This window comes from Pleomorphochaeta sp. DL1XJH-081 (assembly GCF_049310885.1).
Lineage (GTDB): Bacteria > Spirochaetota > Spirochaetia > Sphaerochaetales > Sphaerochaetaceae > CAYZJV01.
Map to the genome: position 1 here is coordinate 220,226 of NZ_JBMDYO010000003.1, position 25,874 is coordinate 246,099.

At 42.1% G+C, this 25,874-nt stretch carries 22 protein-coding genes and 1 pseudogene; 10 read left to right on the forward strand and 13 right to left on the reverse strand.

Annotated features, from left to right (window positions below):
- Positions 1–2: 2 nt before the first annotated feature.
- Positions 3–1,328, reverse strand: a complete 1,326-nt coding sequence (locus tag ACODJP_RS07590; RefSeq protein ID WP_422480140.1) for a hypothetical protein — start codon at positions 1,326–1,328, stop codon at positions 3–5.
- A gap of 138 nt (positions 1,329–1,466) precedes the next feature.
- Complete coding sequence (locus ACODJP_RS07595; RefSeq protein WP_422480142.1) at positions 1,467–2,495, reverse strand: LacI family DNA-binding transcriptional regulator; 1,029 nt, start codon at positions 2,493–2,495, stop codon at positions 1,467–1,469.
- 194 nt (positions 2,496–2,689) lie between these two features.
- On the opposite strand from ACODJP_RS07595, the gene ACODJP_RS07600 reads away from it, so the two are divergent.
- The 3 genes from ACODJP_RS07600 to ACODJP_RS07610 are packed head-to-tail and all read left to right on the forward strand — an operon-like array spanning position 2,690 to position 6,309.
- On the forward strand, positions 2,690–3,700 hold the full coding sequence (locus tag ACODJP_RS07600) for a Gfo/Idh/MocA family oxidoreductase (RefSeq protein WP_422480144.1): 1,011 nt from the start codon (positions 2,690–2,692) through the stop codon (positions 3,698–3,700).
- A gap of 10 nt (positions 3,701–3,710) precedes the next feature.
- Positions 3,711–4,754, forward strand: a complete 1,044-nt coding sequence (locus ACODJP_RS07605; protein WP_422480146.1) for an alcohol dehydrogenase catalytic domain-containing protein — start codon at positions 3,711–3,713, stop codon at positions 4,752–4,754.
- 16 nt (positions 4,755–4,770) lie between these two features.
- Positions 4,771–6,309 carry a xylulokinase gene (locus ACODJP_RS07610; RefSeq protein WP_422480148.1) on the forward strand — a complete coding sequence of 513 codons (1,539 nt, stop codon included), beginning with the start codon at positions 4,771–4,773 and terminating at the stop codon, positions 6,307–6,309.
- 66 nt (positions 6,310–6,375) lie between these two features.
- Here ACODJP_RS07610 and ACODJP_RS07615 read toward each other — a convergent pair.
- From ACODJP_RS07615 to ACODJP_RS07650, 8 genes and pseudogenes are all read right to left on the reverse strand, one after another.
- A pseudogene (locus tag ACODJP_RS07615) lies at positions 6,376–6,447 on the reverse strand (AraC family transcriptional regulator); the annotation flags it as partial.
- An 8-nt stretch (positions 6,448–6,455) separates the two neighbouring features.
- Entirely contained in the window at positions 6,456–7,646 is a 1,191-nt protein-coding gene (locus ACODJP_RS07620) for a mandelate racemase/muconate lactonizing enzyme family protein (RefSeq protein ID WP_422480150.1), read from the reverse strand.
- A gap of 23 nt (positions 7,647–7,669) precedes the next feature.
- Positions 7,670–8,614 carry an aldo/keto reductase gene (locus ACODJP_RS07625; protein ID WP_422480152.1) on the reverse strand — a complete coding sequence of 315 codons (945 nt, stop codon included), beginning with the start codon at positions 8,612–8,614 and terminating at the stop codon, positions 7,670–7,672.
- On the reverse strand, positions 8,611–9,447 hold the full coding sequence (locus ACODJP_RS07630; RefSeq protein ID WP_422480154.1) for an RraA family protein: 837 nt from the start codon (positions 9,445–9,447) through the stop codon (positions 8,611–8,613). The genes ACODJP_RS07625 and ACODJP_RS07630 overlap by 4 nt, the downstream gene beginning before the upstream one ends.
- 20 nt (positions 9,448–9,467) lie before the next feature.
- Entirely contained in the window at positions 9,468–10,301 is an 834-nt protein-coding gene (locus ACODJP_RS07635; RefSeq protein WP_422480156.1) for a carbohydrate ABC transporter permease, read from the reverse strand.
- Between the two features lie 3 nt (positions 10,302–10,304).
- Entirely contained in the window at positions 10,305–11,177 is an 873-nt protein-coding gene (locus ACODJP_RS07640) for a carbohydrate ABC transporter permease (RefSeq protein WP_422480158.1), read from the reverse strand.
- Between the two features lie 59 nt (positions 11,178–11,236).
- Positions 11,237–12,496, reverse strand: coding sequence for an ABC transporter substrate-binding protein (locus ACODJP_RS07645; RefSeq protein ID WP_422480160.1), 1,260 nt, complete (start codon positions 12,494–12,496; stop codon positions 11,237–11,239).
- 210 nt (positions 12,497–12,706) lie between these two features.
- Positions 12,707–13,756, reverse strand: a complete 1,050-nt coding sequence (locus ACODJP_RS07650; protein ID WP_422480162.1) for a LacI family DNA-binding transcriptional regulator — start codon at positions 13,754–13,756, stop codon at positions 12,707–12,709.
- Positions 13,757–13,953: 197 nt separating this feature from the next.
- Between ACODJP_RS07650 and ACODJP_RS07655 the strand changes: the two genes are divergently transcribed.
- Genes ACODJP_RS07655 through ACODJP_RS07665 form a run of 3 tightly spaced genes read left to right on the forward strand, consistent with a single transcriptional unit; the run spans position 13,954 to position 16,849 of the window.
- Positions 13,954–15,321, forward strand: a complete 1,368-nt coding sequence (locus ACODJP_RS07655; RefSeq protein WP_422480164.1) for a GH1 family beta-glucosidase — start codon at positions 13,954–13,956, stop codon at positions 15,319–15,321.
- Positions 15,322–15,339: 18 nt separating this feature from the next.
- Positions 15,340–15,771 carry a VOC family protein gene (locus ACODJP_RS07660; RefSeq protein WP_422480166.1) on the forward strand — a complete coding sequence of 144 codons (432 nt, stop codon included), beginning with the start codon at positions 15,340–15,342 and terminating at the stop codon, positions 15,769–15,771.
- A 22-nt stretch (positions 15,772–15,793) separates the two neighbouring features.
- The gene (locus ACODJP_RS07665; protein WP_422480168.1) at positions 15,794–16,849 is read left to right on the forward strand and encodes a Gfo/Idh/MocA family protein; all 1,056 of its coding nucleotides are present in this window, start codon (positions 15,794–15,796) and stop codon (positions 16,847–16,849) included.
- 61 nt (positions 16,850–16,910) lie between these two features.
- On the opposite strand, the gene ACODJP_RS07670 is transcribed toward ACODJP_RS07665, so the two are convergent.
- Genes ACODJP_RS07670 through ACODJP_RS07680 form a run of 3 tightly spaced genes read right to left on the reverse strand, consistent with a single transcriptional unit; the run spans position 16,911 to position 21,203 of the window.
- Positions 16,911–18,524, reverse strand: a complete 1,614-nt coding sequence (locus ACODJP_RS07670) for a response regulator (RefSeq protein ID WP_422480170.1) — start codon at positions 18,522–18,524, stop codon at positions 16,911–16,913.
- 5 nt (positions 18,525–18,529) lie between these two features.
- A complete protein-coding gene (locus ACODJP_RS07675; RefSeq protein ID WP_422480172.1) occupies positions 18,530–20,221 on the reverse strand; it encodes a cache domain-containing sensor histidine kinase in 1,692 nt (563 codons plus the stop codon).
- Positions 20,208–21,203 (reverse strand): ABC transporter substrate-binding protein, encoded by a 996-nt coding sequence (locus ACODJP_RS07680; RefSeq protein WP_422480174.1) that lies wholly within the window; start codon positions 21,201–21,203, stop codon positions 20,208–20,210. Before ACODJP_RS07680 ends, ACODJP_RS07675 begins: the two co-directional genes overlap by 14 nt.
- A gap of 148 nt (positions 21,204–21,351) precedes the next feature.
- Here ACODJP_RS07680 and ACODJP_RS07685 point away from each other — a divergent pair, with 148 nt between their 5' ends.
- Genes ACODJP_RS07685 through yjfF form a run of 4 tightly spaced genes read left to right on the forward strand, consistent with a single transcriptional unit; the run spans position 21,352 to position 25,874 of the window.
- Entirely contained in the window at positions 21,352–22,314 is a 963-nt protein-coding gene (locus ACODJP_RS07685; protein WP_422480176.1) for an ABC transporter substrate-binding protein, read from the forward strand.
- Between the two features lie 16 nt (positions 22,315–22,330).
- Entirely contained in the window at positions 22,331–23,848 is a 1,518-nt protein-coding gene (locus ACODJP_RS07690; protein ID WP_422480178.1) for a sugar ABC transporter ATP-binding protein, read from the forward strand.
- Entirely contained in the window at positions 23,845–24,891 is a 1,047-nt protein-coding gene (locus ACODJP_RS07695; protein ID WP_422480180.1) for an ABC transporter permease, read from the forward strand. Before ACODJP_RS07690 ends, ACODJP_RS07695 begins: the two co-directional genes overlap by 4 nt.
- Positions 24,888–25,874, forward strand: a complete 987-nt coding sequence (gene yjfF, locus ACODJP_RS07700; RefSeq protein ID WP_422480182.1) for a galactofuranose ABC transporter, permease protein YjfF — start codon at positions 24,888–24,890, stop codon at positions 25,872–25,874. The genes ACODJP_RS07695 and yjfF overlap by 4 nt, the downstream gene beginning before the upstream one ends.

Genomic DNA, 25,874 nt, shown 5'->3' on the forward strand with positions numbered 1-25,874 from the left:
GCCTACAAAGACTCAATTTTCAATCCGAAGACTTCAGCAACAAATTCAATTCTTGCACGTTGATGTCCCGGAATGAGGATTTGGTGATGAGAGTAGACTTCTTTCATTAAAGCATGCCCATTCGGTACTTGCACAATTGCTCCATTCCTACAGTCGGAACCAGGATACTGTACATAGCCCTTCAGTTCGCCTTCAATTACCATAATTTTTTCCATTGTTGAATCAATTTTTACCATGGTAATAGGTCCACTTGGATATCTAGCATCCAACATATGGGCTTCTTTATCAACAATTCCCAATACTGGAGCTGTCGCTTCCCAAGTCTCGGAGAAGCTTTGGGGGAGTAATCCAAAATAACCACAATGTGCAAGAAGAATATGATTTTCCGGTTCCTCTAGTATTTCTGGGAAAGAGGGTATTCCTTCATGTTTAAGAGCTGCCATGCCCATAAGTACTGGGTAAATGTTGGACATCATCACCGGTTTATCCAAAGCATGGTGTAAAATATACTTTGTTGTAAGGCTAAGCGTATCTCCTTCACATGCCCATAGCAATTTTTCTCGTTCGAACAATAGATTCCAAGCTATACACGGAGTTGAAGAGGAGAATCTCGATTCGTTCAGACAATTCGCACCTATACCACCAATTGCATTTCTCTTATCTAAATAAGTTTTTACAGCTAGATAGTATTTCGCTGCTCCAATTTTCATGCTTTCAGTTAAAGACCGATTCATCGGGAAGTTCCAAGTCTCTACTTCTGCCTGAGCGGTTTCATTACTTATCGATTTCTCGACTTTCCCAAGTTCTTCGAGGCTGGTTCGCTCTATTGTGATTCCAAATTTTTCGTGAAGAAGTTCTGTACATTCCTCTCCCCACCAATAGAAACATTTGAATATATCTGGTTGAAAGCCTTCCCCTGGATTATCTTGAAAGATGAGGAAGGATGTGTCTTTCATCCTTCTTTTTATTGCTAGTGAGCGGCAAATGACTCTGCTATGATCCTTGTTATAAGGGGCAAGTACATGTATGTTTTTTCCCCTAAGGAAATTCATGATCTCCCAATCCCACATGGAAATGGTCATAAATTCACTGGTTAAGATGAGTATAGGAACATCATAACTCGCGAAATCTTCGCTATGCTCATAGGCTTCCCCAAGGATTTCAGGAAAAACAACTGCATCTGCATTTTTGGGAACTGGTTCTCCTAACCCAATCGCGGGTAATAATTCGAGGTCATCCTTTAACTCTTGGGAAATATGGGCGAGTTGTTGTTCGAATTTTTTTGTTTTATCTCTCTTGAAATATACTGGAACAAGAACAGCCTTCATAAAAATACCTCCCAACTGATAATCTGATAAATATGAAACGTTTTAGATATACTTTATCATGATGTTGATATTTGTCAAGTTTTAAGTTTTTGGTGTGATGCTGGGAATAGTTTTCTTTCAATCTGTTATGGATTACTACTAAATCATTTTTATTGGACAAGATTCTCTTTTTACAAGTTGGGGTAGTATTTCGTGACTTCTTGTCAAGGTAGAATTTGGTTGCTTAATTACCTCAAATAGAAGGTTCCCTAAGGCATGCCCAACTTCTTTGAGGATCCCTCCGACGGTAGTCAGTTGAGGGTGAAGTGTTTCAGCAATATCTGTGTTATCATATCCGATAAGTGCAACATCTTCAGGCACTCTAATTCCGTGTTCATGAAAATAATGTGCTGCACCGGCAGCTACATAATCATTCGCGCAGAAAAGTGCCTCTGGTATGGTTCCGCTTGAAAGTATCTGTTTTGCCCCGAGGTAACCGCTTTGTGTTGTAAAGTCACTTTCATATTGAAAATCTAAAGGGATAGAGAATCCGAAACTGGTCAATCTTTCGAGAAACGCCACTTTCCTACAATATCCATCATGGTGATCGTCAGGACCGTGGATAACTGCAATCTTCCTATACCCATTAGTAATGAATTCATTAGCTACCAGCGTTCCACCAAGATTATGGTCAACATTTATTGAAGCTATACCGTTACAGTCTTGCCAAGGATTGAGAATGACTGAAGGGAAATCCTTGATAAAAGGAAGGAATGAATAATCTCGACGATATTGTGGGATTATTATCATCCCATCGTTAGATTTGTCATTTACTTTTTTTTGAAAAAAATTGGGGAGGTCAGAGTCTTCCCAGTTGATTACTGCAAGATGAAAATTGTAGTCATGTTCATTCGCTACATTTAGGATTTCTTGCATAAAGTGATAGAAAAATGTACTTTTCTCGATTAAGTTTGGATATTTTGTGCTATTTATTATAACCATGAGAATCGTGTTGCTTTTGCCAGTAATTAAGGTTCTGCCACCACGATTGGGCACATAGTTAAGCTCACGAGCATATTTTAGTACTCGCGTTCTTGTTTTTTCATTTACTTGTTTGCCATTTAATGCCAAAGAAGCGGTAGCCACAGAGACACCGGCTTTATGAGCAACATCTTTTAGGTTTGCCACCGTATTCACCTGCTTTATTAATTAAGAAGTATTGTTTACACAATATAAAAAGTCAAGCAATCAAAGTATTTCCTGGAGCTATGTTGCTGGTTGACATTACAGCTAAGTTATGTAGTTATATAATAACAAGCATACATAGTCATACATTATACCAGTTATGTGTGATTGTACAGAAGAAAAAGGAGCGATCCGACATGTTGAATATTTGTGTGATAGGTTCAGGACGGGCAGGAATGATCCATGCACGGAATTTTGCGGGCAGAGTAGATGGAGCTAGACTCGTAGCTCTTTGCGATCCTGTTCCGGAAGCCTTGGCTACAGCTGCGAAGGAGTTGGGGGTTGAGAAGACCTATACCGACTATCATCAGGTACTTGAAGATCCAGCTATAGATGCTGTGGTTGTAGTGACCCCCACCGTTTTCCATCGTGATATTGTGTGTGCCGCAGCAGAGGCTAAAAAGCATGTACTCTGTGAGAAGCCCATGGCCATGAATGAGACAGAATGTATCGAGATGAACGAAGCTGCCGATAAGCATGGGATAAAACTGCAAATAGGTTTCATGAGACGTTTCGATGATAGCTTTAGATATGCGAAAAAACAGATTGAAAGTGGCGCGATTGGTGACGTAGTACTTGTAAAATCTGTGACGCATGGACCGAGCGTTCCACAACCATGGATGTACGATATCAAAAAGAGTAATGGTCCTCTAGCTGAAGTGTCCAGTCATGATATCGATGCCCTCCACTGGTATAGTGGTAGCTATATTTCTGAAGTTTATGCAATAGCGGGTAATTATAGAAGTCCAGACGCGCGAAAGGATTTTCCTGACTTTTATGACAATGTGGTTATGACAGCTCGATTCAATTCAGGTGCCCAGGGTGTCTTAGACGGAGCTCAGGGCGTTCGTTATGGTTACGACTCCCGAGTAGAGATCCTTGGTACCAAAGGAATCATCCATGTGGGTAGGAACCAAGAGCATTCTGTGCTGACAGTTAGCCCAGAAGGTATACATTCTCCTTATGTACAGAGTTGGAGAACCTTGTTCCTTGATGCATATTTGGAGGAAGACAAGGCTTTCGTAGCTTCGGTCGCACATGATACTGCACCACTGGTAACTGGAATGGATGGCCTTGAAGCTGTTAGAGTGGTGAATGCAGGGAATACTTCTATTATAGAGAAAAGACCGGTATCGATCCGGCGCTAGGAGAATTGCTATGAAAGCAGCTATGCTTACAGGAAAAGAATCAATCGTAATCAAAGATGTACCAACTCCCGTAATTGGGGACCATGAAGTCTTGGTAAAGGTAAAAAGTGCCTTCGTCTGTGGAACAGATGTTCGTTTCTACTTGAACGGTAAACAGGGAATCGATGCCGAGAATCCTCGCATCCTTGGACACGAATTTGCTGGTGTTATAGAGCGGGTCGGAAAGGGGGTAAAAGGTTATGCTCCTGGAATGTCAGTGGCCATAGCCCCTAACTACGGATGTGGCATCTGTGACCTTTGTACCAGCGGCCATAGTGAAATGTGTAAAGAGTCCGAGGCTTTGGGTGTCTCAGTTGATGGTGGTTTCGCCGAATTCGTACGTATTCCTGAAGCTGCGGTAAGGCAAGGTAATATTTCGATCCTACCTGAAGGACTTTCTTTCTCAGAGGCTGCTTTGGCAGAACCTCTCTCCTGTGTCTACAATGCCTATGAGAAGATTGGTATCTATCCCGGAGACACTGTTCTGGTAATTGGGAGTGGTCCAATTGGTATTATGCATTGTCTGGTGGCACTCATGGCTGGTGCTTCCAAGGTATTTATAAGTGACATTTCTGACGAGAGGATGGAATTGGCCCGTTCGATTGATAGTCGAATTGATAAGTTGCCAGCCGGAGATAACCTTCTGCCTGCCTTACAGGAAGCTACAAAAGGCAAGCTTGCCGATTTAGTGATTACCGCAGCTTCTGTCGGAGCAATCCAGGAACAGGCTTTTTCATTGGCCGGTCAAAATGGTCGAATCATGTTCTTCGGAGGACTTCCATCAGGGAAATCTGTTGTCAGTTTGGATACCAATGAAATCCATTACAAACAATTGTTGGTCGGTGGCACTACACGGCAAAGCTTGCGACAGTACCGAAAGTGTCTGGAATTGATAGCAAGTAAGGCGATAGATGTCAGGCCTATCATCACAGCAGAGAGTTCTGTCGATGATGTAGTGCAGGCAGTGATGGAAGCTAGAAGTGGTAAAGGACTCAAGCGCGCAATTGTATTCTGATATATAGGGGGATCTGATGACCAAGACATATGTATTGGGTATCGATATTGGTACCCAGGGTGTAAAGGGCGCATTGTTCGATTCCTTTGGAGCCTGTATTTCAGAACATGGAGAGTCTTCCCAACTCCTTCATCCCACAGCGGGTGCTATTACTGAGGATGCCGAATTTCAGTATGCTTCAGTTCTACGGATTATCAGGACTTGTATTGAGAGAGCCGAACAAAAAGGTTTATCTGATGTTTCTAAGCATATCACTGCATTGGCAATCGATGGACAGATGGCTGGAGTTATTGGCATGGGGTACGATGGAATTGCGGTGACTCCTTATGATTCCTGGCTCGATACCCGTTGTGCACCCTATTTGGATCGTATGCGTGAACAGGCAAATGATAGAATTTTAGCAAAGGCGGGAACAGCTCCAAGTATAAACCATGGACCAAAGAAACTTTGGTGGATGCACGAACATCCCGAAATATTCAAAAAGATTGCCAAATTCGTCCAGCCTGGTGGATATGCCGCTGCCAGACTCTGCGGATTGAAAGGTGATCAGGGATTCATTGACAAGACCTACCTACATTTTTCCGGATTCTCGGATACCGCGAATGGAGTTTGGGATGATCAATTATGTGATCAATTTTCTATGCCTAAGGAAAAGTTGCCCCGTATAGTTGATTCTACGGCAATCATAGGAACTGTTTGCAAGGAGGCAGCGAAAGCATCTCTCTTGGTGGAAGGAACTCCTGTCGCCGCGGGATGTGGTGATACGGTTGCAAGTTTCCTTTCCAGTGGAGCAGTAGAAGAGGGAATGAGTGTTGACGTCGCTGGTACTGCGAGTGTATTCGCTTGCACGCAAACGCAATTTGTTCCAGATCACAAGAGTGGAATTCTAGGATGTTGTGCCTCTGTCGTTCCAGGGCTTTGGTATTCTTACGCCTACATCAATGGGGGAGGGATGAATCCCGAATGGTTCGTAAAAAAATTCGGGGATTCCAACGGAAATCTCAGGTTTAAAGAAATTGAAGCTGCTGTAGAGCAGTTGGAGGATTCAGCCTCCCACCCTCTGTTTATTCCCCATGTCGCAGGAAGGGTGATGCCCGGACGTCCGGATTTACGTGGAGCTTTTGTAGGGTTGAATTGGGATCATGGCAAGGAACACTTTTTCAGGGCAATCTTGGAAGGTGTCGCCTTGGAGTATGGATTGTATAAGGAAGCAGCGACTGCCTTACAACCGGATCTACATCTCAAGGAAGTCCGCGTCACAGGTGGTGGAGAGAGGAGCCTACTATGGAATACCATGAAAAGTGGTGTCTTACAAACTCCAGTTGTGCGTATTGAACAGAACCAAGGAGCTCCCTTAGGAATAGCCATGGTAGCTGCGGTTGCAGCCGGGATATTCGCTGATTTTCCGACTGCGAGCAAATCCTGGATAAACACTGGAGATACTATCACCTGTGATACAAAACGTTATCCTTTCTTTGAAAAACGGTTGGAAGCTTATCGAGATTTAGTCCAAGCTATGGAACAATTCACTGCTAGCCATCCGTTCAGAGATTGAACTCAGCAGTTTGACAATTATTTGAAAAGGAGTGGATCCTATATGATTCCACTCCTTTTCGTCGTGTTATGATTCGCTCTGGTACTCTTTTGGTGTCATTCCCACAATCTTCTTGAATAGATAATTGAAGTACGATGGTGAATTATCTACCTATTCAAAATCGGCCATAAGACTCCATCGTTCATGATCTGTATGGTTTTTTCATCAATAGTTATGATTTCCGCGTCACCGCTAGTAAGGAAGGATTGTGAAAGTTCAGGGCCTAAGCCTGGCTTATCGTCTAAGCTCACTAATCCTTGCTTGCAGGTGATATTGTGTGTAGTATAATCGTTGAAATACGAAGAGTATTCCTCAACAGCTTCCATAATATATACATTTGGCACGTTCATACATATATGTGCACTAGCTGCTGCTGTAACAGGACCACCACAATTATGTGGAGAAATTGGGATACCAAAACATTCTGCCATCGTAGCAATCTTTTTTCCTTCGGAAATCCCTCCTGTCCAAGCCAAGTCAAACATGAGTATGTCAGTACAACGTTCAACTAGTAGATCTTTAACCTGCCAACGCGTGAAGTATCGTTCGCTTTCTAGTATTGGAATATCTGTAAATGTACGTAGCTCCTTCATTGACTCTCTTTCATTTGGAAGTACAGGTTCTTCAACAAATGTAATATCAAGTGGTTCAACAGCTTTAATAATGCTTTTGGCTGCAGGAAGATTCCATGCAGCATGTAAATCAAGCATGATTTCGATTTTATCACCACATGCATTTCTTATCGCTCTAATATGATCAGTTCCAACTTTCAAGTCATTTTTACATAGGTTTTGCCCAAAACTTTTCCCTGCATAACGCAAGAATGGGTCAATTTTCATTCCTCTGTATCCTAGTTCGATAAGTTTTTCGGCTTCTTTGATTGTATCATTAAAATCAGCTTTCCAACTATTATATAAATTCGACCAGTTTACACAGGTATTATAGACTGGAATTGTCTCCCTGACTCGTCCTCCTAATAATGCATATACTGGTAAACCCGTAGTCTTGCCTAAGAGGTCCCACAATGCCATATCAATAGCAGAGAGAGCTCTGAATTCTCCTCCAGCATAACCATGCATGTTTACGAAATCATGCATATTCCGCCAAAGATATTCTATCCGAAGTGGATCCTTCCCAATTAATTGACGAGCAAAGACCTCTATTATTGAAGCTTTAGCTGCCGCTACTTTATCATATGTTTCTCCTAGTCCAATTAATCCTGAATCTGTATGGATTTGTACCCACATCAGCCTAGTCTTAGAACGTGTTGTAATAATATCGATACGAGTGATTTTCATTGGGGTCTCCTCTTCTTTGTTGATTATGAAAAAAGTGTATCAAGATGTGGAAGTATGTGTTTCAATTCATCGGTAATTTTTGTTGCATTTTTAATAATTTCATTATTGATATTATTTTTATATGCAGAAATATTTTCATAAAGTTGTTTTTCTGTAGAAGCATTGAATAATACCGATTTGATGGCTCGTTGTGATAGTAGCCATCCGATAGCAAGAGTCTGAATGGAGAGGCCTGAAGAGATGGCATGAGCTTTCAATTCAGTTTGAGTAGCCAAAACCTTCTGGTAAGTGTTGTCTCTGAAAAGTACAGAATTGCGTCTGACGTCTTCATCTGGTAATACTTTTGGGAATATGCGTGGCGTTAGTAGCCCTTGTGCCAGGCTGCTGTAAGAAACCAATCCGATATTATGCTCATGGCAAAATGGAATAATTTCCAATTCTGGGATCCTCCATAGAAGGCTATATCCCAATTGGTAAAGATCAATAGGAAAATCAGAAATCCATTCTTGCATACGTGAGACTGGGTAATTACAAACCCCAACAGCACCTATTAATCCTTTCTCCTTATAATCAAAAAGAGTTTGGAGCATTGCAGCGGAAGAAATTCCTTCCTTTGGCCAATGAATATAATATATGTCAATGTATTCAACAGCAAGTTGTTCAAAGCTATGATCAATAACTTGTTTGCTCTTTTTAGAAGATGCTTGAAGATGGCTTTTAGTTGCTATAGTTACAACTTTTCGAACACCCAGATTACTCAGACTTTGACCGACCCAGCTCTCGCTTTTTCCTCCCAAGTAAGTCTTTGCAGTATCAATATGGGTGATACCATTTTCAATAGCAATATTTATTAACTTTTCAAATTCTTTGGACGAAAGTCTTCCTTTTGTTCCTTGTTGATATGAACTAGTACCAAACCCAAGTTCAGAGAGTTGAACTTGGGAACTCTCTAATTTTCGATTATTCATAGATCACCAAACTTTTTATAAACTTCTTCTATTGGAAGACCTTCCCTTATCAATTCTCTCTCTTTTTCTTCGAAAGTGAATATCTCCTCTGCTTTTAGCAAGACCTCGTCGACTAGTGGGCTTGGGATTATTTGTAGACCATCATCATCACCGAAAATAAAATCGTTGGGATTTACTGTAACATAGTAACGGAGATGGCCAGGCATATAGATTGGAACATTCACATCGATTACTCTCCATCCCCCATATGCATTTGGTGTCGTACCATATGTGAAGTAAGGAAAATCGTTGATACTTAGAATATATTTTGCATCACGCGTCATTCCTGAATTCACAACTCCGACACATCCTCTAGATTTTGCTAATCGACAACTCATTTCTCCAAATTGCGCAGCCTGTCTATCTCCTCCGGTATCAAACACTAAAACAGAACCCGGGAAGACAGCCTCATGCATTAATTTCTGCGGAGAACTATACTTTTCCCATTCTTTAATTCTTCTATTTTTTTCTTTTATTGATAAATGAGTTTCAGGAGCAAGGGAGTGCCATTTGATTGGGAGGCATCTTCCTGCAATTACATCATGTTCTCTTAATGGTTTAATCGTGTGCGCAATTATGGTATCAACTACACCACAAAGAAAAAGAGCATCACAAACGCACCCCCCATACAATCTTTTAAAGCGATTGATACGTTCGATATCACTTATTTCCAATTTACGAGGTTGTTCAGTCTTTTTCGGTATTTTTATAGGATAATCCTGCTGTGATACCTCCCCTGTAAAAAAGGGGAGTTTTCTTTCAGGTAAAATTTCTTTCTCGGATTGATTTTTCATATCGGTAGAATTTCCTTTTTTTATTTGACAGAGCCTGTAGAGAGTCCAGCAATGAAGTGCTTTTGTAATGCAAAGAAGAGTGCAACAATTGGAATTGTCATTGTTACAGATGCTGCCATAAGAGCTCCCCAATCTGTATCAAATTCTTTAGTAAATTCTGCTAACCCAATAGGTAATGTTTTAACTGTTGTATCTTGAGCAAAGCTTAATGCGAATAAAAATTCATTCCAGGATGTCACAAAACAATAAATAATTGTTGCGACGATACCAGGTAAAGACACTGGTATTACTATTGAAAAGAGAATTCTCAGTCTACTTGCTCCGTCAAGTTGCGCACACTCTTCCATTTCAACTGGGATATTTACAAAGTAGCTTGTAAGCATCCAGACGCTAAGCGGTAAGGTAAGTATTAAATAGGTGAGAATGAGTCCTAGATAGGTATTGATTAGTCCTAAAATTCTTAATGTTATGAATAACGGAACAATAATAGCTGCTGTAGGAATCATTTGACTTGTGAGTATTGCTAATTTTAGGGATTTTTTACCGATAAAATTAAAACGAGAAAATCCATAAGCCGCCAAAATTGCAATAACTAATGCAATCCCTGTTGCTCCAGCCGCTATTACCATACTATTTAGAAAGTAACGAGGAATATTGGAAGCAGTAAATACTGTCGAATAATGGGAAAGCGTTGCTGCTCCTGGGAGAAAGGATGGAGGGATAGCGTAGAGCTCAATTTTTGGTTTGATAGAAGATATCAACATCCATAAAAATGGGAAAACGGCAAATATTGCGATTATTATCAAAAAAAAGACGGAAAGAATCCTTAGAGGTTTACTATCTTTATGCTTCATAGACTATCTTGCATCCTTTTCTGTTAGAGTTCTCATATACATTACAATAATTATCAATAATACAAAGAATAAGATGATCGACTCGGCTGCAGCTTTATTCAAGTTATAATATTGGAAGGTCTGTTGAAATATATGGATGGGTAGAATCATGGAGAGGTTTGCTGGTCCACCTCCGGTCATGGTATAAATCAAGGTAATCGAGTTGAACCCCCAGATAGTCAAAAGCAACAGCAGTGTAGTTAAGATTGGTCGTAATTGTGGGATGGTAATGTACCATAGTTTCTGAAGAAGAGACGCCCCATCGACATCAGCAGCCTCAAAAAGACTTTGTTCGATCCCTTTTAATCCAGCTAGAACCATTACTGCTACGAAGGGGAACATTTTCCAAACATTAACAAGAATTAGAGCTGGCATGACTAAGCCAGGCATTGCTAGTGGTCCTCTATCAGATAGTATTCCAAGTTCCATGAAAATATGGCTAATAATTCCATAGTCGCTATGATACATCCAAGCCCAGGTGGTTGCTGCAACTGCACCGGGAATTACCCAGGGGATTAGTACAGCGCTTCTAGCAACTCCTTTTCCTTTAAATTCACGGTTTAGCAAGATCCCTGCCAAAGTTCCTATAATCAATTGGCCAATTACTGAGGCTCCTACATATAAAAGGGAGTTGATGATGCTAAACACAGCTGTATCGTCTGCGAACACTGATTTGAAATTGTCCAAACCTACGAATTTATTACTGCTATTAGTGAAACTAAGAATTGTATTTGAAATTATTGGATATGTAACAAACAGAAGTAAAAATATCAGTACTGGTAATACAAATCCAAATCCTGAGAATCGTCTTTTTAGTACATTTTTCCATACAGTCATGAGTGATTATCTCCAAAAAAGACAGGAGGAGATATCTCCTCCTGTCGTAAGATGTTGGACTATAGAAGTTGATTGATTTTCTTTGCTGCATCATCCATTGCAGGTTGGACTTCCTTTGCTCCCAACAATATTTGCTGTATTTCTGTAAAAATGACATTCACAATCTCAGGCCACTGGGTCAAAGTCGGTTGCATTCGTGCAAACGGCAACATATCCTTGAATGGTTGCAAGATTGGATCTTGGAATCTTTCAGCTTCAAGAGCTGAATATCGAGCTGGGAAGGTATCAGTAAAGAAAGCCATATTCTCAGGTTCTGTCAAGAAATCAAGGAATTTATAGGCTGCTTCTCTATTTTCAACCCCTTTGGGAACTGTATAGTTCCATCCACCAATGATAACAGCAGGATCTTTTCCTTTGGGTGCCGGTATTAGTCCTGTACCAACGTCAATACCTGCATCATAGATATTAGGCAGAGCATATGACCCCTGTTGCATCATAGCATTCACATTCTGCTCAAAAAGACGTCGAATTCCCGTTCCATCATTTTCCAATGTGGATGGAGGAGATACTTTATACTTATTTAGATAATCGGTGTATCGACGTACAGCTTCAACGGCTTCTTTCTCATTGATAATGGATTTGGATCCATCGGCAGAGATGACATCGCCACCGTTCATCCAGATCATTGGAAGTACTAGGAATATTGTGTTCTGTTTTTCACCACCACCCGTAATTGCATAACCGTATTGTCGTTTTGCAGGATCAGTCAACTTTTGTGCATATTCAAGTAATTCGTCCCAATCTTTTGGTGGTCTGTTTGGATCAAGACCTGCTGCTCGGAATAAGTCTTTGTTGTAGATGAATCCGTGTGTTTCCATACGATATGGAACACCATAGACGGCACCGTCTAAAGTAGCTGTATCGACAGCTGCTTGGATATAGTCATCCGCTGGGAATCCTGATCGGCTATAATAGTCGTCCATATTAGAGAGATACCCTTGCTTAGCAAATGGAATTGTCCAGCCATTTGGAACTGCTAAAACATCTGGAACAGCACCAGTTCTGAATGCAACTAACATTTTCGTTTCCATTCCATCCCCAACAAAGGCTTCAACATTCACCTTGTAGCCAGGATTCTCTTGTTCGAATTTTTTCGCTAGTTCAGTTCCGCGAGGTTCGTTCCAGTTTCCGAACCACCATGTGATTTCTGTAACAGCTTCTTTTCCTGGGGTCTCAGCTTTCTCCTCGGCTCCTGCAGCCCAGATGAAACCTGTTGCTAAAATTAGCATTACCACAAGCAGTGTAATTTTTGTTTTCATACTGCTCCTCCTTTAAAAAGTCATAAAACTTATAAATATAGTAGTATGGCTGTTGCTGCAAGTCAATAAAATAAATCACAATAATTTCAGGAAAAAATAAAGAAATTTCAGAAAAGAGATCATATTGTAGGCAAATAGTTAGATGAAATATGACGAAGAGCATGACTTTTGGAGGAGGTTTCCTGTTTTTACTGGGATTTTTGTGAATGGTTAAGAATGGGCTCTGCCTGAAGACTCGCGTACAATTAAGGGACTTTCGAGCATATAGTACTCGTTTAAAGCTGTACTTTGGCTATCTCTTAGTCTAAGAATAATTTGTACCGCTAAACGGCCCATACGTTGCTTAGGTATCGCAACAGTGGTAAGTGGTGGATTTGCATGTGCTGCCATAGAAATATCATCAAAGCCAACAACAGAGACGTCTTTTGGGATACTTAGGTTCGAAGAACGAGCCGCATGAAGAGCTCCCAGTGCAACCATGTCGCTCGAACATATTATTGCAGTAGGACGCTTTGAAGTCGGGTAGGAAAGTAATTGCTTTGTAGCCTGGAACCCCCAGTCAATAGTAGGAGGACCTTCAAGAAGTGCATTTTCATCAATTGAAAGTCCTGCTGATTCAAGTGTGGATTGTACACCTAGTAATTTTTCAACTACAACTGGAGATCTGCCATCAGGTGTGTAGAGTGCTCCAGCCAAGAACGCGAATCGTTTGTGCTGTAGATCAATAAGATGTTGAGTGACCATTTTTATCGACTCAGCGTAATTGATTTTTATAGTTGGTATGCTAAGAGTTGAATTTTCCCATGGGTGAAGAACAACAAGTGGCTTATGAAAGTCTCTGTGGAATTTTTCTAAATCGGAGTTGGAGAATATCCCCGCAATAATAACCAGTCCTGCTACTGATGGGTCACGTTTGATCCACTTCCAATATGCAGAATTTGGATTCTGTGTTTCGGTGATATTTAGTACATGTACTACATACCCGTGCCGAGAAGCTTCAGAGACGGCGCCATGGATTATTTCTGGAAAGTATGGGTTCATATCATCCGGTATTGCTAGGTACAAGGCCCAAGCGCCGATATGTTGTCTGCGGGAAACTTTTGGTCTACCCAACTCATCAATTGCAGCATTTACCTTCTGTTTAACCTTAGTACTAACTGGTTCAATATTATTTAATACTCTTGAGACTGATGAAACAGAAACATGGGCATATTCCGCAATAGTTTTCAAGTCTGGGGTTGAGTCTACCTTTCTTGACATTTGGCCTCCCGAAATATCTAGGCTGTAACAATCATACTATGTTTCAACTAAATTTTCAAATGAAATAATAGATGCAGTGAAAGAGGTTGAAAAGAATATGAAATTTTCAATTAATTTAATTGCAAAACCATAGAAGGTCTTGTAGAATTCTTTTCAAGGAAATTAATACTGTTATCTAGATGATAAAAGGAGTTGATATGGGATTTTCAAAGAATTTTATCTGGGGGGCCTCTACTGCGTCCTATCAAATAGAAGGAGCTTGGAACGAAGATGGTAAGGGATTGTCAACATGGGATATGTTTACTAGTCGACCTAATGCAATATTTAAAAACCATAATGGGAAAGAAGCGTGTGACCATTATCATAGATATTTAGAAGATATCGAGATAATGAAAAAAATTGGATTAAAGGGATATAGATTTTCTTTCTCATGGCCTCGCATTATTCCCGAGGGTGTAGGAGAGGTTAATGAGAAGGGATTGGATTTCTACGATCGATTGGTTGATGCTTTGTTAGAGGCTGATATTTGTCCTTATCCCACTATTTATCATTGGGATTATCCGCTCAATCTATATAAAAAGGGTGGATGGTTGAATAGTGATAGTTCCAACTGGTTTGCAGAGTATACAAGAGTTTTAGCAGATCGATTCACTGATCGAATCGAACACTGGATGACTATCAATGAACCTCAAGTTTTTACATGGGCAGGTCATAAGGAAGGGCGACACGCTCCAGGACTCAAACTCGATACGGAGAGTCTAGTCTGTGTTGCACACAATGTACTTTTGTCCCACGGAAAAGCTGTACAGACTTTAAGAAGTCGGACAAAAAGAAATTTAAAAATTGGGATGGCTCCGGAAGGAATTGTGAAGATCCCCGCTACTAATTCTCCTCAAGATATTGAGGCTGCAAGGCAAGCTACCTTTTCGATGGACAGTGATTATTTACGAATAAATACCTGGTGGATGGATCCTGTTTTTCTTGGGCACTATCCAACTGATGGTTTGGAATTATTAAAAGAAAAGGGTCCCGTAATCAATGATGGAGACATGGAAATTATAAATCAACCGTTGGATTTTTTTGGTTTCAATAATTATTTTTCGGAAGTCGTACAGCATGGCAAGGAGGGGAATATTCAAATTATTTCCCAACCTCCAGGGTCTCCTAGAACCGCTTATCAGTGGGATATTACCCCATCAGCCCTTTACTGGGGAACAAAGTTTTTCTACGAAAGATATGGAAAACCCATAATTATAACTGAGAATGGATTGTCAAATCTTGATTGGGTATCAGTTGATGGCCAGGTTCACGATCCGCAGCGTATTGATTTTTTGACGAGATATCTAGTTGAACTTGAGAAGATTATTGAAGAGGGCATACCTGTTCTTGGTTACTTCCAGTGGACTTTGATGGATAACTTCGAATGGGGAGCTGGGTATCGGGAGCGTTTTGGATTGGTTCATGTTGATTACGAAACACAGAAACGAACTCTGAAGGATTCTGCTAAGTGGTATGCACGTGTTATTTCAGAGAATGGAGCAAATTTAACGAAGAATTTAAATTAAACTAGAAAGGAGATTTTGATGAACAGACAAGAACTAGTATACGACCATGTTGCAATAACAGTTTCCGACATGAAGCGGAGTATTAAATTTTATAGAGATATTCTTGGTTTCTCAGTAATGGGAAAATTAGTCCTACAAGATGGAAATTTTCTTATCGTATACCTAAAAACTAAGAATGGGGCGATTGTTGAGTTATTTGAATATACAGAGAAAGGGAAACCGCTTCCTGCTGTTTTGGATGACCATGATTTTGGGTATAAACATATGTGTTTTTCTGTTGATGATGTTGATTCTTATGCTTCCTACTTGAAATCTCATGATGTAAAATTCCTGGTTGAGCCAAAAAATGCATCAACTACACCTCTGCGCTTAGCTTTTTTTCAAGATCCTGATGGAAATAAAATTGAAATTACCGCTGGGAATCTCGAACTTCTTCCCTATGAGGATTGAATGACCTATAGGAGTTAAGACAATGAACATTGGAATTATTGGTGGAGGAATGATCGGCCAAAAACACATAGAAAATATCTTGAAAGATGGTCGAGCAAAAGTAACATGGATCTGTACTCTTCCTCCACCAATGGTGAAAAGCCTTCAGGAAAAGTTTGATATCCCCTCTGGTTCAACCAACTATGAAGATATGTTGGATGATTCTGATGTAGATAGCGTGATTATCGCTTCACCTCCTCACTTGCATTGTGAACATGCGATTGCAGCGTTGCAAGCAGGAAAGCATGTCATGATTGAAAAACCGCTAGCATTATCTATAAAGGATGTACAGAATATTATTAACGTTACCATAGATAATTCAAAATTAGTGGTGCTCTCTGCTGCTGCTCGTCATAGCCGGGTTCAACCCAAATTTCATTTTATCAAAAAATTAATTGATGAGGGAAAGATAGGAAAAGTCTATCATATCCATCACCAAGTGTTGAGGAATGGAAAACGTTATGGGATTGAATATAATCCAGAGGCAACATGGAGTCTATCAAGGGTCAATGCAGGAGGTGGTCCAATGATAGACTGGGGTGTATATGATCTTTCATTTCATCTGGGATTGCTTGAAGATGATTTGGAATTAGAACAAATTGTCAACTCAACATTTAATGGAACCGATATCGCAAGGAATTATTATCCAGATTTTGATGTTGAAGAGCATGGTGCTGCTTTCTTTAAATTCAAATCAGGTGTTTCCTATTATTATGAAAGGGCTACAAATGCGCATGCGGAAAAGCTAAACCAAACAATAATCCATGGCTCTAATGGTGCTTTGGTATTTGATTATCTTTCATGGGGAAATCCAGAAGTGATTCTTTCAAAAACCACTTATGGGGAAAAAGAAACCTTACATATTGAAAGGTTTTCTGTCCCACTTCCAGAAATGCAGGATGATCATTATGCAATAATTTCTCATTTTATTGATTGTGTGATTGATGGGGAAAAGCCACTACTCACTCCTGCACAAGAATTTCTACATATGAAAATCATCAATCAACTTATCAAGAATCCTCCACAATATTTAAGATAAGAATAGTATTTAAGCGTAGCAAATAAAAAACTGGAACCATATTAACCTTCTCTGTTGGAGGCTAATATGGTTGAGAGTCCACGTTACTCTGGTACTCTTTTGGTGTCATTCCAACAATCTTCTTGAATAGATAATTGAAGTACGATGATGAATTGTAGCCCACACTGCTGGCAATCGCCGCGATTTTCATCTGCGAATTTTGTTTCAAGGTATCTTTTGCTTTATCCATCCGTAATTTGGTGACATAGTCGATATAGGTCATACCGTAAGCTTTCTTGCATAGACGACTGAAATAGGCTGGCGTCAGCCCCAGATACTCGGCAACAAGCCCAATAGACAACAAAGGATCGTCATAATGAGAAAGAATGTAGTGTTTCGCCTTCTCCATGAGATCTATCGCCGCATGGTCTTCTCTGGTAGCATATTGACTGGTAATGGTACGGCAAGCCCAAGAAATCTTCGAAAGCAGCTCTTCCAGACTCTTCATATTGCTATACCGGTAGAGAGTCATGAGATCAGGGAAAAACTTCCTAACCGGTACTCCTAACTCATCACCAGCAGAGAGGACACAAATAAGGACATTTCTTAAAAGATTCTGTTTGTATTCTGGAGATTTGTCTTCTCTTGCGACTTCTCTCTCCAGTGTTTTAAGGTATTCCTCCAATGGTCCTTGATCAACTTGTGAAAGCAAATCGTATAATTGTTTGGTGGTATCATGAAGTGAGAAATGGAGTGTTTCAGTATTCTCTTCAATGCTTTTTTGCTTCACATTGAAGCCAGAGATCATGGAAAATAGAGCATGTGTACGAGCCTTCTGGTACGAGAAGGCTAGATCACTTAAGGAACTGACGACTTCACCGACTCCGACACCCAAAAGAGAGAACTCGGTGACTGAACCCATGATGGATTTCAAGTCAGCTATGAGATCCAATACAGGAAGCATCGGTTTCTGTATCGAAAGGACCAAGGTGATATCTGTATAGAATACCTCATTGGGAAAGAAAAATAGACTTTCCAATGAAAGGCCGTACCGGGAGAACATCTCGTTGAGCGATTTCTGCAATATCTCATGAAGGCGTGAGCTTTCCATAGGAGCGCGGATTTCAGAATACAGGACAATAGGAACATGATGGGATTGTGCCCTATCGTATTCATGCAGGATAAGCCCTTTCTCTATCTCCTCGGTAGACAAGGTGCCAAAGAGTAAATCGCGGAAAAAGTCATCAATCAGAGTTTGGCGGTATTCTTCATAGAAGGCTGAGAACCGATCGAATGCATGCTGGTGGGTACGTTCTTCTTCGATATTCTTGATGAGTTTTCCCAAGATCGTTTGCAATTCCTCAATATTGACCGGTTTTAGGATATAATCCTTGACTCCCAATTGTATTGCCTGTTGGGCATAAGAAAAGCTGTTATAGCCACTGATGATAATTACCTTGATATCAGGTCTTATCCGATTGACGTCACGGATCAACTCTAATCCATCCCCACCACTCATTTGGATATCGGTTATCAGAATGTCCGGCTCTTTTTCGACAAGCAGGCGATAGGCTTCTTTTCCATTCTTCGCAAGACCGACCACCATCGCATCAAGTGCAGTCCAATCGATGGATTCCGCTATTCCATTGCGAATGAGTTTTTCGTCTTCTGCGATAACAACCGTATACGTGCCCATAACTATCATATCCTCGGAATGTGTACGGTAACGGTGGTAGATCCGTCATCCGACGAAAAGTGAAGTCCATATTGCCTACCGAAATATAGTTTAATCCGCTGGTTCACATTTCGCAACCCCAGCCCGAATTCAGCTTCTATACCCTCATCAAAGAGTCGATTGATCTGTTCTACAGTCTGTGGATCTACCGTATGACCGGTATTGGTCACAAGAAAAAAGATGTCTGGTCCCTCTTCTGTAGCGGTGATGGAAATTCTTTCTGGTTTATCGGATTGTTGCACACCATGGATAATCGCGTTTTCAACTAGCGGTTGGAGAATCAACTTGAGAGTCTTGTTCTTTAGCATGGAATCGGGAATATCGATAACGTAAGTGAAATCATCGGTATACCGGACTTCTTGGATGATAAGATAGCTACGGATATGTTCTAGCTCCTCTTCTATGGTAACCATGGTCCTTCCTCGATTGAGTCCGATCCTCAGCAGCTTGGAGAGAGAGTAGACCAAGCGGGTAACATCTTCCATCTGTCCTTTCCGTGATAACCAGATGATTGAATCTAGGGTATTGTAAAGGAAATGGGGGTTGATCTGTGCTTCGAGAGTCTTCATTTCAGATATTCTGAGCTTTTCATGCTCTTCATGCAGGTCATGCATCAACGTATGTATCCTCGATACCATGACATTGAATGAGGTTCCGAGCATAGCTACCTCGTCATCTCCAGAATTATCCATGGTGACTTGGAAGTTTCCCGACCTGACAACCTCCATCAATGAGGCGAGTTCGTGAAGAGGAGCAGTGATCTTGTAAGAGATGGAGGAAGCAGCGAATAGAACAAATACAGCAATAGACAACATGATGATAATGATCGGGGTAATGATCGATAAAGTCGACTTTTTGATAACCGATGGGTGGAAATAGCCAGTGAGTTTCCAACCGGCAACTCCGATATCACGAGTGTGGGAAAAAGTAGAAGCTGTGGTTCCCAACTCCTGGACCGACTGGGTGATGATAGTATTGTCTTGACTGGTAAGGATAAAGTTGCTTGTTTCTCCCATCCCCTTCTTTATGATATCAGTGAGTGTTTCGACTTCGATATCGGTTAGAAGTACTCCTAAAATATCACCGGTGGACTTATCCAATATTCTCAATCCCATGGTGACCAAAGGTTGCCCTATGGTGTTTACGGTGAATGACCCGTCGTGAGGGTCGAACCATACTGGGCCTTCACTGGATATGATCTTCTGATACCATGTGAAGGGTTGCCAATTTTCATAGATGGGAGAGGAGAAGTTGGATTTGAATTGCATTCCGTTTGCTCCAATCACATAGAAGCCAAAAAGATGATCAACATAGTTTTGGACAAACGAGAGTTGGTTATCCATTTCCAACTCCAAAGAATATGCTTCCGCTGTAGTTGCGGGACGGGGACTTCTGAGGACTGCCTGGAATTTTGGGTCATTTGCGATTCGTAAGGCATTCTTCAGAGCATTATCGAGCAGGTTCTCGATTTCAGAAGCATTGTTATCCACAATCGAAACCAACACAGTCTCAAAGTGGTCTTCGATGATATTGGTAGTGAGATAACTGAAAGAGAATCCAAGAATCACGACCGCGCTGAGGGTGATTACCATGGTCAGGATGAAGATCCTGTTCCCCAAAGAGTGTTTTCTGGGCGGGAACCAATCAAAACCCTTCATGGAAAATCTCTTCGGCATTGGACGGATCAAACAGTCGGTCCTCTATGATGATCCTGGCAGGAATCTCCTCTCCAGCAATATGGGCTTCTATGGTATCGAATACAGCAGTTCCAAGTCGGGGAGAGCATTCTATGGATGCCCCGAGTTCTCCTGCTATGATGGATTTGAGAGCATCTTTGCTTCCGTCTATGCTGATGATATCCACATCCTTTCCCGGATTGATGCTAGCTGCCTTGAGGGCTTGGATAGCGCCAATAGCCATCTCATCGCTATGGGCATATACTGCATTAAAATCCCTTCCATAGGAGAGGATGATATCCTCCATCACATCTTGTCCGGTAATTCTTTCGAAATCGGCGAATCCCCATGCTACGACATCCATTCCCTCGATATCATCGATGATGGAATGGAACCCCGCTGAACGATCTATACTACATGAAGCGCCTTCATTTCCATGCAGCTCTACGATTTTGGCAGTATTTTGTGTAGTGTCAGCGAGCCATTGGGCAGCCCGTACTCCTTCTTCATAGAAATCGGAGCCTATGAAGGTGAGGAAATCGACTCCCGCTTCACCTTTGATCTCCCTGTCCAACATGATAAGTGGAACTGAAGCTTCCTTACAGATTCGTACAATTTCATCATATCCTTCGTACACCAAAGGCGTACAAACAATATATTGTGCACCTTGAGCAATCATCTGTTTTATGTCCTCAGTCTGTTTCTCGATAGAACTGTCGGCATCGGTAAGCAACAGTGAATACCCTCGCTCTTGTGCAACGCGTCTGAGATCATTGGTTTCCGCCACCCTCCATGGATTTATGTGGTTCATTTGGGAAAACCCGACTATGAGCTGGTCTTGTTCCTTCGCTTGATTGTCGATGGGGGGACTCGAATCCACCGGTTCCGTTGTACTTTTGGAGCACCCCGAAACCAAGAGGACGAGAACAGTACCTATCAGTAGGAATTTTTTCAACACTTGCATCTGGAACATGATATATTGACCCCATACACCAGTCAAGAATAAAGGTGGGTGTGCATGTTATTGATATGAAATCACAAGAAAGTGAAATTTACAGATTATTGTGGGAGGCCATACACTGATAACACAATTCTAATAGGAGGATTATGTTATGAAAAGGAACATCATGGTTTTATTGATGGTTGTTCTGATGGTCTTTGCCTCAAGTGCCGTTTTTGGTGCTGGACAGGCAGAAGGCGCTGATCAACCCAAGGTAGTGGGATTCTCCCAATGTGACAGCCAGCAGGCTTGGCGTTGGGCAGAGACGGAATCGGTCAAGGAAGAGGCTGCTCTTCGCGGTTACACACTGCAATACAACGATGCACAATCAAGTCAGGCAAATCAGATTGCTGCTGTCCGTTCGTTCATTGCTCAGGGTGTAGACGGTATCTTGCTTGCTCCACAGGTCACAACCGGATTCGGTCCTGTTCTCCGTGAAGCGAAAGAGGCTGGAATCCCAGTCGTATTGCTCGACCGTAAGGTAGATGAAGACCCCAGCTTGTTCGTTACATTCATCGGTTCGGACTTCGTTTGGGAAGGTGAACAGGTCGGTAAGATCGTTCTCGAGGATACCAATGGTACCGCGAATATCGTTGAGTTGCAGGGAACTCCCGGAGCTGACCCAACAATCGAGCGAAAAGCTGGATTCGAGAAAGTGGTCAATGCCAATCCTGGGCTTAAAATTATCCTTTCCCAGACTGGTGACTTCAACCGCACAAAGGGTAAAGAGGTCATGGAAGCTTTCTTGAAGGCTGAAGGAAAGAACATCGATGTCGTTTATGCACACAATGATGATATGGCAGTCGGTGCTATCCAGGCAATCAAGGAATATGGTCTTGATCCCGGAAAAGACATCTTGGTTTACTCCATTGATGGCGTCAGAGACGGTTTCCAGGCTATGGTCGATGGCGATTTGAATGCTCTCGTCGAATGTACTCCATTGCTCGGACCACAAGGTTTCGATGCTCTTGAAGCTGCTTGGCGTGGCGAAGAAGTCTCCAAGTGGATCAAATCGGAAGACGGTATTTTCCGGATGGAAGAGGCAGCTGCTCTCATCGAAAACAGAAAGTACTAAAATCAAGAGGTAATTCATGGGCGAGAAACTCCTGGAAGTACACAATGTTTCCAAAACCTTTCCAGGTGTCATCGCTCTCTCCAATGTGGATTTCGCCCTTAACAAGGGCGAAATCCATGGTCTTATGGGGGAGAACGGTGCGGGAAAGTCAACTCTGATAAAAGTGATTACCGGGGTCTACACGAAAGATTCCGGCACCATTATGCTCGATGGTAATGAGGTTCATCCAACTTCACCGCTTCATGCTGAAGAAATGGGAATCAGCACTGTTTACCAAGAGGTTAACCTTCTGAACAACCTCTCGGTTGCCGAGAATTTAGCCATCGGCAGACGCAAAAAAGGGAAGAAAGGTATTGATTGGAAAGAGATGAACCGTCGTGCCGAAGAAATTCTGTCGACATTCGATATTCATATCGATGTAACCGAATTATTGGGTGAATATTCGATTGCCATCCAACAGATGGTTGCAATCGCACGAGCTTTGGAGCTCGATTCCAAATTATTGATTTTGGATGAACCCACTTCCAGTTTGAATGCAGATGAAGTTGAGAAGTTATTTTTCCAGATGAGGAGACTGAAGAATGAAGGCCATGCCATCATCTTCGTGACACACTTTCTCGATCAAGTATTCGAGATCACCGATCGGATCACGGTACTACGCAACGGAAACTACGTTGGTGAGTATGCGACCTCATCGATGACGAAGCTAGACTTGGTGTCAAAACTCATGGGGAAATCCTTAGATGATCTCAAGAACTTTGATAGCATTTCCAGCCATATCGATTCCTCTCAGAAAGAGACTCTGGTATCTGTCAAGGGGATAGGAAAGAGTGGGTATATGAATCCATTCGATCTCGATGTCAAGAAAGGCGATATCGTAGGCCTTGCAGGATTGCTTGGTTCTGGACGGACGGAAATAACGAATTTGTTGTTTGGAACACAAAAGCCCGATACAGGTAGTATTGAGCTTCAAGGAAAGCCTGTAGCAATCCATTCCCCAAGAAAAGCAATTGCGCATCATGTTGCATTGAGTCCGGAGGATAGGAAAGAGGATGGAATCATTGCCGGCTTATCGGTTCGTGAAAATATCGCACTTGCTTTACAGGTGAGGAGGGGGTGGTTCAAGAACCTCTCTACCAAGAAGCAGACTGAACTGGCAGAGAAGTATATTAAAATGCTCTCAATTAAGACTTCAGGGGTAAACCAACCTATAGAGACTCTCTCCGGAGGCAATCAACAGAAAGTGATTCTCGCCAGATGGTTGGCGACCGATCCCGATTTGTTGATAGTCGATGAACCGACACGTGGTATCGATGTCGGGGCAAAAATGGAGATTCAGCGGTTGCTTGTTGAATTGAGCAAGGAAGGTATGGGAGTCATCTTTGTCTCATCTGAGATTGAAGAAGTGGTGCGCTGTTCCAACCGGGTATACATTCTGCAAAACCGAAAGATAGTGGGTGAGCTCAAAGGGGACGAGATTTCTGAAAAGGAAATCATGGTTCGGATTGCCGCCAAAGAGGAAGGAATAGCATGAACAAAGGACGACAAATTCCACGAATCATATGGCCACTATTAGCATTGGCGTTGATCTTGTTCTTCAATCTGATCTTTACCGATGCATTCTTCAGTATTACGATTAAAGATGGCCACTTGTTTGGTTCTCTGATAGATATTTTACGTAGAAGTGCTCCAACATTGATTATGGCGGTCGCCATGACTTACGTTATCGCAACCGGGGGAATCGACATCTCTGTCGGATCTGTACTGGCGATATCCGGTTCGATCGCTTCGTTGGTGGTTTGGGGTGGAAATACGGAGTATCTTACCTCAGCCGATTCAACCTATTATGCTCCCATACTCGCCATCATACTCATACCTTTAGTTGCTTCGGTACTTTTGGGAGCCTTCAATGGTCTGATGGTGTCGGTAGTTGGGTTACAGCCGTTTATCGCGACATTGATCCTTATGACCGCAGGTAGGGGATTAGCACAATTGTTGACCGGAGGCAAAGTGCTCAACTTCAGCCATGAAGGATTTGAATTCGTGGGAAGAGGATACCTCTTCGGAATACCGTTTCCTTTCATACTAGCTCTCGGTGTAATCCTATTGGGGTTTGCAGTTACTCGTTTCACCCCCATGGGACTGTATATTCAAGCTGTTGGAGGGAACCGGAGTGCCAGTAATTTTTCGGGAATCAATACCAAGATCGTTTTACTTTTCGTCTATATCTTCAGCGGCTTCGCAGCTGGTTTGTCCGGCTTAGTGATGACAAGTGATATCACTGGTGCCGATGCAGGGTTCATGGGACTCTACATGGAACTTGATGCCATCTTGGCAGTCGTTATCGGTGGAACTCCTATGGAGGGCGGTAAATACAATGTCGGCGGTACGGTAGTTGGCGTATTCATTATCCAAACGCTGACTACGACAATCCTCACCAAAGGAATACCAACTGAATATACTCTATTGGTCAAGGCTATCGTGGTAGTGGTGGTTCTTATCATCCAGTCCAACAAGATGCGTGAAGTCATGAGTATGAGACGCCGAGCAATACAAGGGAAGGAGGTCCGTGCATGAACAAGCGGAAGTTCTCCTTTCAGATTACTCGACGTGAATTCCCTCTTGTAGCGACATTCGTTGTCTTTCTTGTACTCTATGCCTATGGTGGTATAAGTTATCGCAACTTTCTCTCACCACGGGTCTTTTTCAACCTGTTGACCGATAATGCCGTCCTCGGTATTACCGCGGTCGGAATGACTTTTGTGATCATCTCTGGCGGGATTGATCTTTCGGTTGGTGCTGTCATATCGACAACAGCGATGATCGTAGCGGTATTGACTCAAGCTGGGGTGCCGAATCTCCTAGTCATAGTCATTGCCTTATCGTTTGGTACACTTCTTGGGTTCCTCATGGGGTTCATGATCCAGTTCTTCAAGACTCCCCCATTCATCGTTACATTGGCTGGAATGTTCTTTGCCCGAGGTTTGGGATATGTATTGAGTCTCGGCTCGGTCCCCATCAACCATCCCTTCTATGCCCAGATGTCTTCAATCGGTCTTCGGATCGGTAATGGAAAACTCACTATTCCAGGGATGGCTTTGCTTTTGATCACGCTTCTTGCATGGTATATCTCCCGACGAACGAGGTTCGGGAGAAATGTCTATGCATTGGGAGGAAATGAACAATCCGCCATTCTCATGGGTCTTCCTGTGGGGAATACTAAAATCGGAGTATACACCTTCAGTGGCTTCTGTTCCGCTTTGGCTGGGTTTATATACACCTTCTACACTCTTTCAGGCTACGGTTTGGCTGCGATGGGACTAGAAATGGAGGCTATAGCCTCTGCAGTAATCGGTGGAACTCTCATGACCGGAGGTTATGGAACCGTCTGGGGTACGCTACTGGGAACATTGATACAAGGCTTGATCAAAGCAATCATTGCATTCAATGGACAATTCAGCGTTTTCTGGATCAAATTGTTTACTGGCGGTATGCTACTCGGATTCATATTGCTGCAGAAGGTCTTTGTTCTCGGGGCTAGCTCAAGGAAGAAGAAGTGA

Bases quoted from the DNA above. Each gene is read 5' to 3' on its own strand.
- ACODJP_RS07655 (WP_422480164.1), top strand. From the start codon at position 13,954: ATGGGATTTTCAAAGAATTTTATCTGGGGGGCCTCTACTGCGTCCTAT.
- ACODJP_RS07590 (WP_422480140.1), bottom strand. From the start codon at position 1,328: ATGAAGGCTGTTCTTGTTCCAGTATATTTCAAGAGAGATAAAACAAAA.
- ACODJP_RS07680 (WP_422480174.1), bottom strand. From the start codon at position 21,203: ATGCAAGTGTTGAAAAAATTCCTACTGATAGGTACTGTTCTCGTCCTC.
- ACODJP_RS07695 (WP_422480180.1), top strand. From the start codon at position 23,845: ATGAACAAAGGACGACAAATTCCACGAATCATATGGCCACTATTAGCA.
- yjfF (WP_422480182.1), top strand. From the start codon at position 24,888: ATGAACAAGCGGAAGTTCTCCTTTCAGATTACTCGACGTGAATTCCCT.
- ACODJP_RS07640 (WP_422480158.1), bottom strand. From the start codon at position 11,177: ATGACTGTATGGAAAAATGTACTAAAAAGACGATTCTCAGGATTTGGA.
- ACODJP_RS07600 (WP_422480144.1), top strand. From the start codon at position 2,690: ATGTTGAATATTTGTGTGATAGGTTCAGGACGGGCAGGAATGATCCAT.
- ACODJP_RS07610 (WP_422480148.1), top strand. From the start codon at position 4,771: ATGACCAAGACATATGTATTGGGTATCGATATTGGTACCCAGGGTGTA.
- ACODJP_RS07620 (WP_422480150.1), bottom strand. From the start codon at position 7,646: ATGAAAATCACTCGTATCGATATTATTACAACACGTTCTAAGACTAGG.
- ACODJP_RS07635 (WP_422480156.1), bottom strand. From the start codon at position 10,301: ATGAAGCATAAAGATAGTAAACCTCTAAGGATTCTTTCCGTCTTTTTT.
- ACODJP_RS07630 (WP_422480154.1), bottom strand. From the start codon at position 9,447: ATGAAAAATCAATCCGAGAAAGAAATTTTACCTGAAAGAAAACTCCCC.
- ACODJP_RS07690 (WP_422480178.1), top strand. From the start codon at position 22,331: ATGGGCGAGAAACTCCTGGAAGTACACAATGTTTCCAAAACCTTTCCA.
- ACODJP_RS07650 (WP_422480162.1), bottom strand. From the start codon at position 13,756: ATGTCAAGAAAGGTAGACTCAACCCCAGACTTGAAAACTATTGCGGAA.
- ACODJP_RS07685 (WP_422480176.1), top strand. From the start codon at position 21,352: ATGAAAAGGAACATCATGGTTTTATTGATGGTTGTTCTGATGGTCTTT.
- ACODJP_RS07665 (WP_422480168.1), top strand. From the start codon at position 15,794: ATGAACATTGGAATTATTGGTGGAGGAATGATCGGCCAAAAACACATA.
- ACODJP_RS07670 (WP_422480170.1), bottom strand. From the start codon at position 18,524: ATGGGCACGTATACGGTTGTTATCGCAGAAGACGAAAAACTCATTCGC.
- ACODJP_RS07660 (WP_422480166.1), top strand. From the start codon at position 15,340: ATGAACAGACAAGAACTAGTATACGACCATGTTGCAATAACAGTTTCC.
- ACODJP_RS07625 (WP_422480152.1), bottom strand. From the start codon at position 8,614: ATGAATAATCGAAAATTAGAGAGTTCCCAAGTTCAACTCTCTGAACTT.
- ACODJP_RS07605 (WP_422480146.1), top strand. From the start codon at position 3,711: ATGAAAGCAGCTATGCTTACAGGAAAAGAATCAATCGTAATCAAAGAT.
- ACODJP_RS07675 (WP_422480172.1), bottom strand. From the start codon at position 20,221: ATGAAGGGTTTTGATTGGTTCCCGCCCAGAAAACACTCTTTGGGGAAC.
- ACODJP_RS07645 (WP_422480160.1), bottom strand. From the start codon at position 12,496: ATGAAAACAAAAATTACACTGCTTGTGGTAATGCTAATTTTAGCAACA.